This is a genomic window from Streptomyces sp. NRRL B-1140, from assembly GCF_001280065.1.
Lineage (GTDB): Bacteria > Actinomycetota > Actinomycetes > Streptomycetales > Streptomycetaceae > Streptomyces.
Map to the genome: position 1 here is coordinate 292,385 of NZ_LGEA01000102.1, position 12,733 is coordinate 305,117.

Genomic DNA, 12,733 nt, shown 5'->3' on the forward strand with positions numbered 1-12,733 from the left:
CGCGCGTTACAACGGCAGGCCGTCCTGGCAGACCGACGACGCCCAGGGTTACGGGCCTGGGGCGCGATGTACGCCGGAATCGAGCTGGACGGTCATGGGGGCGACTCACCGAGGGACTTTCCGCCGCGTAATGCGGCAAGCCCCTGAAAGACCGGAAAGGGCCTCCGACGCAGGTCAGAGGCCCTTTCCAAGGCAAAGCCGCAGGTAGCGGCAGACGAGTCGGGCTGTACGCCGGGTTCTGTTCCGGCGGGTCCTCGCGGTCCCGCCGGCGACGGCCATCCATCTAGGACCGGCGTTGCCACCGGCCTCCTGCGGTCTACCCGCGAACTCGGGCGGGCAGCCCTCGATCGTCCGCGCAGAGACACCGAGGTGTCTCCTCTTGACCTTGCTCCGGGTGGGGTTTACCTAGCTGCCTGAGTCACCTCAGGCACTGGTGGTCTCTTACACCACCGTTTCACCCTTACCCCGCACCTAGGTGCTGGGCGGTCTGCTTTCTGTGGCACTGTCCCGCGGGTCACCCCGGGTGGCCGTTAGCCACCACCCTGCCCTGTGGAGCCCGGACGTTCCTCGGGAAGCTCCCCGTCAGGGGGACTCCACGCGGCCGTCCGCCCGGCTCGTCTGCCGTGTCGACCATGGTACCCGTACCCGGCGGACGTCCCGCTTCGGCGTCGCGGCCGTGGCCAGGACCGAGCCCGCCAGGATCAGGGTGAAGGCGACGCCGATGCCGAGGGTCAGCTCCTCGTCCAGGAACAGCGCGCCCGCGGCGACCGCCACCGCCGGGTTGACGTACGTGATCACGCCGGCCCGGGTCGGGCCGACCTCCTTGATCAGCTCCAGGAACGCCACGAACGCGATCGCGGTGCAGACCACGCCCAGGCCGGCCAGGGACGCCAGGACCTCGCCCGAGGGCATCGTCGATGGCCTGGTCAGGAAGGCCGCGGGGGCGTAGACGACGGCGGCCAGCGTGAGGCACGGGGTGATCAGCTGGAGCGTCGGGACGTCCTTGAGGTAGCGGGCCGCTATCAGCGGGGCCGTGGCGTAGCCGACGACCGTCACCAGCACCTCGGCCATCGACAGGGCGTCGCCCCCGGTGAGGTGCGGCAGGGTCAGGACGGTGACGCCCCCGAGGCCGAGGGCCAGGCCCGCGATGCGGCGGGTGCCCACCCGCTCCCCCGCGCCGAAGAAGCGGGCGAGAACCAGGGCGACGATCGGCACACCCGCGATGAGGAGCCCGGCGGTGGAGCTGGACAGGTGACGTTCCGCGTCGGTCAGCGTCCACCAGGGGCCGACGATCTCGATGACGGCGAAGGCCAGCATCGGCTTCCAGTGGGCCCGGACGGTGCGGGCGAAGCCGCCCTGGCGGAGGGCGAAGGGGAGCAGGAGTGCGGCGCCGAGGGCGCAGCGCGCGAAGACCACCATGGACGGGGACAGCTCGTCCACCGCCACCTTGATCATCAGGTAGGGGACGCCCCAGACGACTCCCATCAGGGAGAACAGGAACCAGCCGCGTGCAGTCATGCGATGAGTCTCGGGCCTGTCACCCCACGGTGTCTTGAACGCTGTTGCGGTACGCCGCCGGGGTCACCCCCAGCACCCTGCGGAACCAGCGGGTGAGGTGCGCCTGGTCCGCGAAGCCGACGAGACCGGCGACCTCGGCGGGGCGCAGTCCTGCTTCCAGGAGGCCGCGGGCCCTGGCCACCCGGTGCTGGGCGAGCCAGGCGTACGGCGGCACGCCCATCGTCGTGCGGAAGGCCCGCAGGAGCTGGTAGCGGGACAGGCCCAGGTCGGTGGCGAGGGCGGCCAGGGACGGGGGCTCCAGCAGTTCGTCGGCGAGGCGGTCGCGTACGGTCCTGGCGATGCCCACCGCCCCGGGCACGGTGTCGCCGGTCGCCCGGGCCGTGGAATGGCGGCGGGCCAGGGCCGTGAGCAGCCAGGGCAGCCGGGACTCGGCTTCCAGGGGGTCGGGGCAGGCGCTGATGTCGGTGTGGGCGGCGCGCAGGGCCACCGCCAGTTCCGGGTCGTGCAGGACGGCGTCGCGGAAGTGCGGGAGGCCTCCGAGGGTGCCGTCGGTGAGGAGGGACGGTTCGGCGTAGAGGGCCTGGTAGGCGTAGCCGTCGCAGGCGGCCGGTCCTCCGGTGTGCATCTCGCCCGGCTCCAGGACGACGATCGAGCCGGGGTAGGAGTGGATGTGCCCGCCCCGGTACGCGATGACCTCCGAGCCGCCGACGGTGACGCCGATGGTGAACTCGTCGTGGGCGTGCGGCGCGTAGACGTGGCTGTCGAAGTGGGCGGTGAGGAGGTCCAGGGCCGGTCCGGCACGGCCGAGGCGTGCCCGTGTCCAGCTGGCCTGTTCTTGTGTCCCCATGGCGTACCCCCCGCCCACAGGGGATCAGAGGAGGTCCGCTGTGTCCAGATCGAAGGCGAAGGGTTCCGGCAGGGTGACGGGCTTGCCGAAGGGGCGGGCGCAGTGCTCGCGGTAGTCGTCTTCCTTCGGCTCACTGAAAACGGTGACTTGAGCCGTGTCCCGGTCGACCAGCAGGTAGAGCGGGATGCCGGCGCGGGCGTAGCAGCGGCGCTTGGCCTCGCGGTCGGCCTGCGGCTTGGTGGAGGTCACCTCCATCACCATGGCGACGCCGTCACAGGGCATCCAGGAGTCGGCTCCCCGGTACAGGCGCAGTTCCACAGGAGCGAACGTGCCGTCCGGAACCACATGGTCCTTCGGGCATTCGCCTCCCCGTCGCAACTTGAGCCCCTTGTTGCCCGAGAACTGCATGTCGGTCCGGGAACGCCTGATCACCTGGTTCACGATCAGCCCGATGTAGTCCTCGTGATCCCCGTCCGGCGGCGGCGTCACGACGATCTCCCCCTCGATCAGCTCGGCCCGGAAACCCTCCGGGGTGTCCAGGGCGAGAAAGCCCTCCAGCAGGACCTCTTCCTGCGGGAGCGGCTCGTGGGCCGTGGCGGTCATGTCGCGCCCCTCCTTCTGTCGCTCGCCAGACTGGGACATCGGCTGATCACCTGTCCGTGAGATCGGAATCCCTTCCCTCGATCGTGGCACACGATCACGGTCGTCGTCAGAAGGCCGGACGGCTCGCTTGACCTTGCCGCAGCGTCAACGTCTTCACTGGTGGCATGCGGATCGGAGAACTCGCCGGCGTCGTCGGCGTCACCACGCGGGCCGTGCGTCACTACCACCATCTGGGGCTGCTGCCGGAGCCCGAGCGGCGGGCCAACGGGTACCGGGAGTACGGGTTGCGGCACGCCGTCGTGCTGGCGCGGATCCGGCGGCTGACCGAGCTGGGTCTCGGGCTCGCGGAGGTGCGGGACGTGCTCGCTGACGAGGCCGGCAAGGACCTCGTCGAGGTACTGACCGAGCTGGACGAGGATCTGGCGCGGCAGGAGGAGGCCCTGCGGGAGCGGCGGGCGCGGTTGCGGGTCCTGCTGGAGGTGGAGGGCGGGGTGCCGGCGGAGGGGCCGGTGTCGCCGGAGCTGGCCGCGCTTTTCGCCCGGGCCGCGCATCTGTCTCACTCCCCCATGGCCGTCAAGGACCGCGAGATCATCGCGTTCCTGGAGACCGCCGTGCCGGAGGGGGAACGGGAGCGGCTGGTGTCGTCGGTGGGTGAGGCGCTGGGCGGTCCGGAGGCCGTGGCGCGGGCCGGTGAGGCATACGCGCTGCTCGACGCGCTCGTCTCTGCCGAGCCCGCCGACCCGCGCGTCGACGAGGCGGCCCGGGCCCTCGCCGACTGCATTCCGCCGACGCTGTTCCCGGGGATCGGTGAGGTCGGTGAGATCGGTGAGGTCGACCAGCGCGACAGCGTGCTGCGCGCGTTCTACGACGACCTCGCCCCGGCCCAGGCGGAGGCCGTCCGCCGTGCGTTGCGGTTCCTCTCCGAGCAGCGGCGATGACGGTGGGGTGGCTGCTGGTCCGGCACGAGGCGCGGTTGCTGGCGAGTCTCGCCCTGTGGGTGGCGCGGCGTACACACGGGACGGGCGGCGGGTCGGCCTTCGCGTATGCGCGGGGGCAGGGCGCGATGACGGCCGGGTTCGCCTTCGTTTGCGTCGTAGAGACGGTCGCGATGTCCGTGCTGCTGAGGGACTGGCCCGTCGCGCACGCGGCGTTCCTCTTCCTGGATGTGTACACGGTCGTGTTCGTCGTCGCGTTGCACGCCTCGTCCGTCGTCCGTCCGCATGTGCTGGACGCGGCCGACGGGACCCTGCGGATACGGCGGTACGTCCACGTCGATCTGTGCGTTCCGCTGGAGCGGATCGCCTCGGTTCGGCGTGAACTGCGGATGACGCACGAGCGGGCCGAGGGCGAGCTGAACGTCGAGGTGGGCTCGCAGACCACCGTCACGCTCGAACTGACCGAACCGGTCACCCACATGACCTTCCTCGGGCGGCGCCGCGAGGTGCGGCTCGTCCGCTTTCACGCCGACGACCCCGACGGGCTCGTGCGCGCCCTCCGCCGGGCCCGCGTCTGAGCTCCCCGTACGCTGGCGGGCGGAGTTCGATCGAAGGAGTACCCCGTGCTTGTCCTGCTGCCGCCGTCCGAAGGCAAGGCCTCTTCCGGCCGCGGTGCCCCGCTGAAGCCGGAGTCCCTGTCGCTGCCGGGGCTGGCCGACGCCCGGGAGGCCGTTCTGACCGAGCTGGTGGAGCTGTGCGCCGGCGACGAGGACAAGGCACGCGAGGTGCTGGGGCTGAGTGAGGGGCTGCGGGGCGAGGTCGCGAAGAACGCGGAGCTGCGCACGGCGGGGGCGCGGCCGGCCGGGGAGATCTACACCGGCGTGCTCTACGACGCCCTCGGCCTGGCGTCGCTGGACACGGCCGCCAAGCGGCGGGCCGCGCGGTCGCTGCTCGTGTTCTCGGGGCTGTGGGGTGCCGTGCGGGTGACGGACCGGATTCCGTCCTACCGCTGCTCGATGGGGGTGAAGCTGCCGGGGCTGGGGGCGCTGGGCGCGCACTGGCGTACGCCGATGGCGTCGGTGCTGCCCGAGGTGGCCGGGGGCGGGCTGGTGCTGGATCTGCGGTCCGCCGCGTACGCGGCCGCGTGGAAGCCGAAGGGTGAGGTCGCCGGGCGGACGGCGTCCGTGCGGGTGCTGCACGCTCCCACCCGGAAGGTGGTCAGCCACTTCAACAAGGCGACCAAGGGGAGGATCGTGCGCAGCCTGCTGACCTCCGGGACCGATCCGAAGGGCCCGGCCGAGCTGGTGGAGGCACTCCGGGACCTCGGGTACGTGGTGGAGGCACAGGCGCCTTCGAAGTCGGGGCAGGCCTGGTCGCTGGATGTGCTGGTGGACGAGGTGCACTGACTAGCGTTGCACTCGCGTTGCACGACATGCAATGACCTTTGCGCAGCATGCACTCCGACGGCAGGATGACGCCATGGTCTCCCCCGCCCTGCCCGCGTCCGTGCTGGACCTCGCGCCCGTCGTCCCCGTCGTCGTCATCGAGGATGCCGGCGACGCCGTACCGCTGGCGCGGGCGCTGGTCGCGGGTGGGCTGCCCGCGATCGAGGTGACGTTGCGGACGCCCGCGGCCCTGGAGGCGATCCGGGAGATCGCCCGGGAGGTGCCCGGGGCGGTGGTGGGGGCCGGGACGGTGATCCGGCCCGAGCAGGTCGTGGAGGCGGTGGCCGCGGGCTCCCGCTTCCTGGTCAGTCCGGGATGGACAGACGTGCTGCTGGAGGCGATGCGGGCGTCCGGGGTGCCGTTCCTGCCGGGGGTGTCGACCGCGTCCGAGGTGGTGGCGCTGCTGGAGCGCGGGGTGCGGGAGATGAAGTTCTTCCCGGCGCAGGCCGCGGGCGGTACGGCGTATCTGAGGTCGTTGTCGGGGCCGTTGCCGCAGGCGCGGTTCTGCCCGACGGGCGGGATCGGCCCGGACTGCGCCCCGGACTATCTGGCGCTGCCCAACGTCGGGTGCGTGGGCGGCAGCTGGATGCTGCCGCAGGATGCCGTGGCTTCGCGCGACTGGGGGCGCGTCGAGGTGCTGGCCCGGGAGGCGGCGGCGCTCAGCGCAGGTGGGACGTGTCGTTGAGGAGGCGGACGCTGGCGTTGCCGTCCGCGTAGTAGGCGACGACCGACAGGGACGCGGCCGACAGTTCCATGCGGAAGAGGGACTCCGGCGGGGCGCCCAGGGCGAGCCGGACGAGCGTCTTGATCGGGGTCACGTGCGTGACGAGCAGGACCGTGCGGCCCGCGTGGGCGGCGACCAGCTTGTCGCGGGTGGCGGCGAGCCGGGCGGCCGTCGCCGCGAAGCTCTCGCCGCCACCGGTGGGTTCGGCGTCCGGGGAGGCCAGCCAGGCGTTCAGGTCGTCGGGGTGGCGCTCGCGCACCTCGGCGAAGGTGAGGCCCTCCCAGGCGCCGAAGTCGGTCTCGCGCAGCCCGTCGTCGATGCTCACGTCGAGCCCCAGCCGGGCGGCGACGATCCCGGCGGTCTCCCGGGTGCGGGCGAGCGGCGACGACACGACGGCCTGGACGGTGCCCCGCCGGGCCAGCATCGCGGCGGCCCGCTCGGCCTGCTCCCGGCCCGTGGCGGAGAGGGAGGGGTCGGTGCCGCCGCTGCCGGAGAACCGCTTCTGGGGCGTCAGCGGGGTCTCGCCGTGACGCAGCAGCACGAAGGTGGCGGGCGCGCCCATGTCGGCGGGGGCCCACCCGGGGGCGGCCACGGCTTGGGCGGCCCGGGTGTCGGCGTGAGCGGACCGCGTGTCGGCGTCGGCATTGCCCTCTGCGGCCTCGGGACCCTCCGGAACCCTTGAAGCCTCCTGCGCCGCCGTGTCCAGCTCGGCCGTGGAGGCCGCCTCCGACCACCGCTCTCCCCTGACCCCCGCGTCCATCGCCTCGTTGGCCAGCCGGTCGGCGTGCTTGTTCCGCTCCCTCGGGATCCACTCGTACGTGACCCGTCCGGGCGGGAAGACCCGGGCCGCCTGCGCGGCCAGGGGCTTCATGTCGGGGTGCTTGATCTTCCAGCGGCCCGACATCTGCTCGATGACGAGCTTGGAGTCCATCCGGACGTGGACCGTCGCCTCGGGGTCCAGCGCGTGGGCGGCGCGCAGGCCGGCGAGGAGGCCGCGGTACTCGGCGACGTTGTTCGTGGCGACGCCGATGTACTCGGCGGTCTCGCGCAGGGTCTCCCCCGTAGCCGCGTCGCTGACCACGGCCCCGTAGCCGGCCGGCCCCGGGTTGCCCCGCGACCCGCCGTCGGCCTCGACGATGAACTCCCGCACCGGAAGGGCTCCCTGAAGGCCTAGAGGCCGGACTCGGACGTGCGCACCAGGATCCGGCGGCAGTTCTCGCAGCGGACCACCGTGTCGGGCGCCGCCTTGCGGATCTCGGCCAGCTCGGTGATGGCGAGCTCCTGCCGGCAGCCCTGGCAGCTGCGCGCGTACAGCTTCGCCGCGCCGATGCCGCCCTGCTGCCCGCGCAGCTTGTCGTAGAGCTTCAGCAGATCGGCGGGGATCGATCCGGCGACGACCTCGCGCTCCTTGGTGACCGTGGCGACCTCGCCGTCGATCTCCTCGAGGGCGGCGTCGCGGCGCGCGGTCGCGTCGTCGATCTTCGACTGGACGGAGGTGACGCGCTCGGTCAGCTCGGCGACCCGCTCCTGCGCGGACTCCCGGCGCTCCATGACCTCCAGCACCACGTCCTCGAGGTCGCCCTGCCGCTTGGCGAGGGAGGCGATCTCGCGCTGGAGGTTCTCCAGGTCCTTGGGGGAGGTGACGGCGCCCGAGTCGAGGCGCTGCTGGTCGCGGGTGGCGCGCTGGCGCACCTGGTCCACGTCCTGCTCGGCCTTGGTCTGCTCGCGGGCGGTGTCGCTCTCCTCGGTCTGCGCGGCCACGAGCAGGTCGCGCAGCTGGGTGTGGTCCTTGGTCAGCGACTCGATCTCGGCGTGCTCGGGCAGCGACTTGCGCTTGTGCGCGAGCTGCTGGAGGCGGACGTCGAGGTCCTGGACGTCGAGGAGACGGATCTGGTCGGCGGGCGCGGCGTTCAGTTCGGGGCTCCAAGGGGATCAGAAGGGGGCGAGGCCGCGTGCGCGGTCCAGGGGTCGGTGACCGTCTTCGAGACGTGGACGCGCAGGTCCCATCCGTGCCGGTCGGAGATCTCGTCGAGCTGGCTCGCGGCCAGCTCGCACCAGGGCCACTCGGTGGCCCAGTGCGCCGCGTCGAGCAGCGCGAGGGGGCTGTGGGCGACGGCTTCGGACGCCGGGTGGTGGCGCAGGTCCCCCGTGAGGAAGGCGTCGACGCCGGCGGCGCGTACGTGGCCGAAGAGGCTGTCGCCGGAGCCGCCGCTGACGGCGACCGTGCGCACGAGCGCCTCGGGGTCGCCGGCGACGCGGATGCCCTGCGCGGTGGCGGGCAGCCGCTCGGCGGCGCGGGCGGCGAACTCGCGGACGGTCACGGGGTGGTCCAGCGCGCAGAGGCGGCCGAGGCCCCGGCGGCCCTCGGGGTCGGTGGGGTCTGGCACGAGCGGCCCGGTGACCCGCAGGTCCAGCGCGCCGGCGAGGGCGTCGGAGACGCCCGGGTCGGCGGTGTCGGCGTTGGTGTGGGCGACGTGCAGCGCGATGTCGTTCTTGATGAGGGTGTGCACGACGCGGCCCTTGAAGTGCGTCGCCGCGACCGTCGTCGTGCCGCGCAGGTAGAGCGGGTGGTGGGTGACGAGCAGGTCGGCGCCCAGCTTGACCGCCTCGTCGACGATCTCCTGGACCGGGTCGACGGCGAACAGGACCCGGCTGACCTCCTGGTCCGGGTCGCCCGCGACGGTGCCGACCGCGTCCCAGGACTCGGCCCGCTCGGCGGGCCACAGGGTCTCCAGCGCGGCGATGACTTCAGACAGACGGGGCACGGGAGCAAGGCTACCCGCCTGATCTGTGGCGTTGCACCGCCACCGCCCGCTCCCGGTGCCCATCGCCCCGCTCAGCACAATCGCCCCCTTTTCCTCAGGCGAATCGTTCCTGGAACACCCTTACGTGTGAAGCCCGCTGTAGCGGAATTCCACGTTCGTGCGGGCGAACTACCTTCGTCACTGGAGGTGACCGAGCGATGACGGTCTGTGCGATCGAGCCTTCGGCGGGATACGAGGACGGTGACGAGGACGGAGGCGGGGGCGGCCGCGGGCACGGGTCCGCACCCGCCGGCTGCACATTCACCGCGGACGGTTCCTACGGTGCGCGTCTGGCGTCGGCCGGCGGCTCCTGGTTCCCGGAGCGCTGGACCCTGGACGGCCCCGAGCCGTACGCGGTGCCCCTGCCGCGCAACCAGCCGGAGGAGCCCGGCACCGAGGTGCAGCCGATGGCCGACGGGCGGGTGCTGATCCATCGGGTGGTGGCCGGGAGGCACGCCTTCTCGCTGCTGTACCCGACGGGCCCGGGCACCGGTGAGCTGCCTCTGGGCGCGGTCGGCTGCCCGGACCCGGCCGCCCGGCTGCGGCTGCTGCCGCCCGCCCCGGGCGGCGAACGGGCCTACGCCCTCGCCGTCGGGCCGCGGACGACGTCGGTGTGGCTGGTGGCGGGTGGCGCCACGGGGCCCGAGCGGCTGGCGGAGCTGCCCGGCCGTTGCTCGGGCGGGGTCTGGCTGGACCGCTCGGCACGGCTGCTGGCTCTGGACCGGGAGTCCGACGGCCGCACCAAGGCCGTCGTGGTGGACCTGGAGTGCGGCGGTGAGGTGTCGCCGCTGCTGCAGATCGCCGACGACAGCGACGACCGGGTGCTGCTCGCCGACCACGACAGCGGGCTGCTGATCGTCCGCTCGGACGCGCCCTCGCCGGGACAGGACCGGCTGGGCTGGGGGGTCCTCGGCAGCACGCTGCCGGTGCGCTTCCCCGAGTGCCTGCGTGTGCGGGACTGCTCCGTCACACCGTTCGCGATCCAGCCGGGGCAGGTGCTGACGCCCGAGAGCTGCGCTGTGGCGTTGCGGGTGGACGGGCCGGCGGGCAGCTGGGTCGGGGTCTGGCGTCCGGCCGAGCGGCGGCTGCACCATCTCCGGGCGCCCGAGGGGTGGTTGACGGGGGCGGGCCTGTGGACGCCGGAAGGGGTGCTGCGGCTGCCGTACGCGACGGCGGCCGTACCGTGCGGGGTCGCGCAGGTGAGTCCACCGCCCGTCGCCGAGGCTGAGCCCGGGTCCGCTGCGGGTCCGCGGCCGGAACAGTCGCCGCCCTCGCCCCCGCGGCCGACGGCCCCGTCTCCAGGACACCCGGGCCGGCACGCAGCACCGGGCGAGCCTCGCCCGCAGCCCCAGGTCCAGACCCAGGACCCGGCCCAGGCCCCGGCCCCGGCCCCGGCCCCGGCCGCCCAGCCTCCGGCGCCCTCGGCCGCCCGTCCTGTGCCCCTTCGGGAAGCGCCGTTGGGACGCCTTGTAACGAACCAGTGCCGGTTGGTGTTCCCGCCTGGATCCGAGGTCAGGGGTGCCGGTTAGACTCACCCGGCTCTAAAAAAGATCATGTTGACGGGGTGAATTCCATCCGATGAGCGACGCCAGCACGAACCAGATGAATGATGCCGACGTCCAGCAGCCTTCCTCCGGCCCCGGCCGGCACCGTGGTGAAGTCTCCACGCAGGACGGCGAGACGGCTCCGCGCGGACGTCACCGCAAGCCGGTGACGGAGACCGGGCAGGCCGTGACCGCGGCCTGACGGCACGCCGGTCACCCAACGGAGAACGGCCCTTCCCGCCACAAGCGGGGAGGGCCGTTCCGTGTCCGTCGCACCTGCCCTCACCCGCGTCTCAGGCCCAGTACCTCCGCCGCGGCGAACGTCTCCCCCGCCGGCCGGTCCGCGTAGTACGGGCCGAGGACGGCCTCCAGCTCCTCGTACGTGAAGGTGTCCTGCTTGCTGTCGAACCGGGCGGCGACCCGCGGCCGTTCGACGACGGCGACCATCCCGCCGTGCACCACGAGGAGCTGCCCGTTGACGTGGGCGGCGGCGGGCGAGGCCAGATAGCCGACGAGCGGGGCGACGTGCTCGGGGGCGAGCGGGTCGAGGCCGGTGCCGGAGGGCTGCTCGATGCCCGCGAAGACGTCCTCGGTCATCCGGGTGCGGGCGCGCGGGCAGATGGCGTTGGCCGTGACGCCGTACTTGCCGAGGGCGAGGGCCGTGGAGGTGGTGAGGCCGACGATCCCGCCCTTGGCGGCGGCGTAGTTGGGCTGGCCGGCGGAACCGGCGAGGAACGCCTCCGAGGAGGTGTTCACGATCCGCCCGAACACCGGCCCCCGGGCCCGCTTGGACCGCTCCCGCCAGTGCGCGGCGGCGAACCGGGTGGTGTTGAAATGGCCCTTGAGGTGGACGCGGAGGACGCAGTCCCACTCCTCCTCGGTCATCGAGAAGACCATGCGGTCGCGCAGGATGCCCGCGTTGTTGACGAGGATGTCCAGCTTGCCGTAGGCGGTGACGGCCGCCTCGACGAGCGCGCGGGCCTGTGCGAAGTCGGAGACGTCCCCGGTGTGCGCGAGGGCGCTCCCGCCCGCCGCGCGGATCTCGGCGGCGACCTCCTCGGCCGGGCCTGCTGACGCCTCGCCCGTGCCGTCGCGGCCCGGCTGCCCGTAGTCGTTGACGACCACGGCGGCACCGAGCCGGGCGAGTTCCAGCGCCTCGGCCCGGCCGAGCCCGCGGCCCGCGCCCGTGACGACGGCGGACAGCCCTTGAAGTGGCAGTGGCATCGGTGGCGTCCTCAGATCTCTATGCAGGTGCGCAGGGCGGTCCCGGTGCGCATCTGATCCAGTGCCTCGTTGATGTCCACGAGCGGTACCCGGTGGGTGATCAGGCCCGCCAGGTCGATGCGGCCCGCGCGCCACAGGGCGATGGTGCGTTCGTAGGAGGTCAGCACGTCGCCGCCGCCGTACATGGACGGCAGGATCCGCTTCTCGTCGAAGAACAGCTCGAACATGCTGAGCCGGAGGAAGTCGTCCATGGCGCCCGCGCCGACGATGACGAGGGTGCCGCCGCGCCGGGTGTTCTCGTAGGCGGTGCGGGCGGTGGCGGACCTGCCGACGACCTCGAAGACGTAGTCGAAGCCCTCGCCGCCGGTCACCTGCTGCTTGGCGTCGGGCAGTTCCTCCGGGGAGACGGCTCGCGTCGCGCCGAACCTCAGTGCCGACTCGCGGCGCGCGGCCACCGGGTCGACGGCGACGATCTCGGCTGCGCCCTTCAGCCGGGCTCCCTGGATCGCGGAGATGCCGACGCCCCCGCAGCCGATGACGGCGACCGACGAACCGGCCTCCACATCGGCCGTGTTGAGCGCGGCGCCGAGGCCGGTGGTCACGCCGCAGCCGATGAGGGCGGCGATGTCGAAGGGCACGTCGTCGGGGATCGGCACCGCGCAGCCGGCGTCGACGACGACCTCCTCGGTGAAGGTTCCGGTCCCGGCGAAGCCGAACACGTCCCCGCCGGGGCGCTTGAAGTTGGGGGTGCCCGCGTTCATGAACCCGGCCAGGCACAGCTGGGTCTGGCCGCGCTTGCAGGCCGGGCAGGCGCCGCAGGCGGGCAGCCAGCACACGACGACCCGGTCGCCGGCCTTCAGCCGGCTGACGCCCTCGCCCACTTCGACGATCTCGCCGGCCCCTTCGTGACCGGGCACGAACGGCCCGGGCTGCGGGAGCACCCCGCTCATCGCGGACAGGTCCGAGTGGCACAGCCCCGTGGCGCGCACCCGGATCCTCACCTTGCCCGGCCCGAACCCCACCGCCTCGACGTCGTCGAGGACCTCCAGCTTGTCCTGGCCGATCTCGTGCAGTACGGCTGCGCGCATG

The 12,733-nt window shown here is 72.8% G+C and carries 13 protein-coding genes, 1 other RNA gene and 1 pseudogene; 6 read left to right on the forward strand and 9 right to left on the reverse strand.

Annotation, left to right across the window (positions count from 1 at the left end; translation table 11 throughout):
- Window positions 1–211: 211 nt before the first annotated feature.
- The 4 genes and pseudogenes from rnpB to ADK65_RS22120 form a co-directional block, all read right to left on the reverse strand.
- Window positions 212–617: RNase P RNA component class A (gene rnpB, locus ADK65_RS23130), an RNA gene on the reverse strand.
- A gap of 121 nt (window positions 618–738) precedes the next feature.
- A pseudogene (locus ADK65_RS39960) lies at window positions 739–1,518 on the reverse strand (DMT family transporter); the annotation flags it as partial.
- 19 nt (window positions 1,519–1,537) lie between these two features.
- Window positions 1,538–2,365: an AraC family transcriptional regulator gene (locus ADK65_RS22115; protein WP_053672075.1), complete on the reverse strand. Its 828-nt coding sequence runs from the start codon at window positions 2,363–2,365 to the stop codon at window positions 1,538–1,540.
- Between the two features lie 24 nt (window positions 2,366–2,389).
- Window positions 2,390–2,968 carry a Uma2 family endonuclease gene (locus ADK65_RS22120; RefSeq protein WP_053672076.1) on the reverse strand — a complete coding sequence of 193 codons (579 nt, stop codon included), beginning with the start codon at window positions 2,966–2,968 and terminating at the stop codon, window positions 2,390–2,392.
- 164 nt (window positions 2,969–3,132) lie between these two features.
- Between ADK65_RS22120 and ADK65_RS22125 the strand changes: the two genes are divergently transcribed.
- From ADK65_RS22125 to ADK65_RS22140, 4 genes are all read left to right on the forward strand, one after another.
- Complete coding sequence (locus ADK65_RS22125; RefSeq protein WP_053672077.1) at window positions 3,133–3,906, forward strand: MerR family transcriptional regulator; 774 nt, start codon at window positions 3,133–3,135, stop codon at window positions 3,904–3,906.
- On the forward strand, window positions 3,903–4,481 hold the full coding sequence (locus ADK65_RS22130; RefSeq protein WP_053672078.1) for a hypothetical protein: 579 nt from the start codon (window positions 3,903–3,905) through the stop codon (window positions 4,479–4,481). Before ADK65_RS22125 ends, ADK65_RS22130 begins: the two co-directional genes overlap by 4 nt.
- 45 nt (window positions 4,482–4,526) lie before the next feature.
- A complete protein-coding gene (gene yaaA / locus ADK65_RS22135; RefSeq protein WP_053672079.1) occupies window positions 4,527–5,309 on the forward strand; it encodes a peroxide stress protein YaaA in 783 nt (260 codons plus the stop codon).
- A gap of 73 nt (window positions 5,310–5,382) precedes the next feature.
- Complete coding sequence (locus tag ADK65_RS22140; protein WP_053672080.1) at window positions 5,383–6,033, forward strand: bifunctional 4-hydroxy-2-oxoglutarate aldolase/2-dehydro-3-deoxy-phosphogluconate aldolase; 651 nt, start codon at window positions 5,383–5,385, stop codon at window positions 6,031–6,033.
- Here the strand turns inward: ADK65_RS22140 and ADK65_RS22145 are convergent.
- Genes ADK65_RS22145 through ADK65_RS22155 form a run of 3 tightly spaced genes read right to left on the reverse strand, consistent with a single transcriptional unit; the run spans window position 6,008 to window position 8,837 of the window.
- Window positions 6,008–7,222, reverse strand: a complete 1,215-nt coding sequence (locus ADK65_RS22145; protein ID WP_053672081.1) for a bifunctional RNase H/acid phosphatase — start codon at window positions 7,220–7,222, stop codon at window positions 6,008–6,010. The two genes, ADK65_RS22140 and ADK65_RS22145, sit on opposite strands and share 26 nt — an antisense overlap.
- Window positions 7,223–7,242: 20 nt before the next feature.
- Complete coding sequence (locus tag ADK65_RS22150; protein ID WP_078956085.1) at window positions 7,243–7,986, reverse strand: zinc ribbon domain-containing protein; 744 nt, start codon at window positions 7,984–7,986, stop codon at window positions 7,243–7,245.
- On the reverse strand, window positions 7,983–8,837 hold the full coding sequence (locus tag ADK65_RS22155) for a Nif3-like dinuclear metal center hexameric protein (RefSeq protein WP_053672083.1): 855 nt from the start codon (window positions 8,835–8,837) through the stop codon (window positions 7,983–7,985). The genes ADK65_RS22150 and ADK65_RS22155 overlap by 4 nt, the downstream gene beginning before the upstream one ends.
- Before the next feature lie 197 nt (window positions 8,838–9,034).
- On the opposite strand from ADK65_RS22155, the gene ADK65_RS22160 reads away from it, so the two are divergent.
- Both ADK65_RS22160 and ADK65_RS38915 read left to right on the forward strand, forming a co-directional pair.
- A complete protein-coding gene (locus ADK65_RS22160; protein ID WP_053672084.1) occupies window positions 9,035–10,405 on the forward strand; it encodes a hypothetical protein in 1,371 nt (456 codons plus the stop codon).
- Between the two features lie 49 nt (window positions 10,406–10,454).
- Window positions 10,455–10,622 carry a hypothetical protein gene (locus ADK65_RS38915; RefSeq protein WP_199825677.1) on the forward strand — a complete coding sequence of 56 codons (168 nt, stop codon included), beginning with the start codon at window positions 10,455–10,457 and terminating at the stop codon, window positions 10,620–10,622.
- An 80-nt stretch (window positions 10,623–10,702) separates the two neighbouring features.
- On the opposite strand, the gene ADK65_RS22165 is transcribed toward ADK65_RS38915, so the two are convergent.
- Together ADK65_RS22165 and ADK65_RS22170 are read right to left on the reverse strand one after the other, a co-directional pair.
- Complete coding sequence (locus ADK65_RS22165; protein WP_053672085.1) at window positions 10,703–11,644, reverse strand: 3-oxoacyl-ACP reductase; 942 nt, start codon at window positions 11,642–11,644, stop codon at window positions 10,703–10,705.
- 11 nt (window positions 11,645–11,655) lie between these two features.
- Window positions 11,656–12,732, reverse strand: coding sequence for a Zn-dependent alcohol dehydrogenase (locus ADK65_RS22170; protein WP_053672086.1), 1,077 nt, complete (start codon window positions 12,730–12,732; stop codon window positions 11,656–11,658).
- Window position 12,733 lies beyond the last annotated feature (1 nt).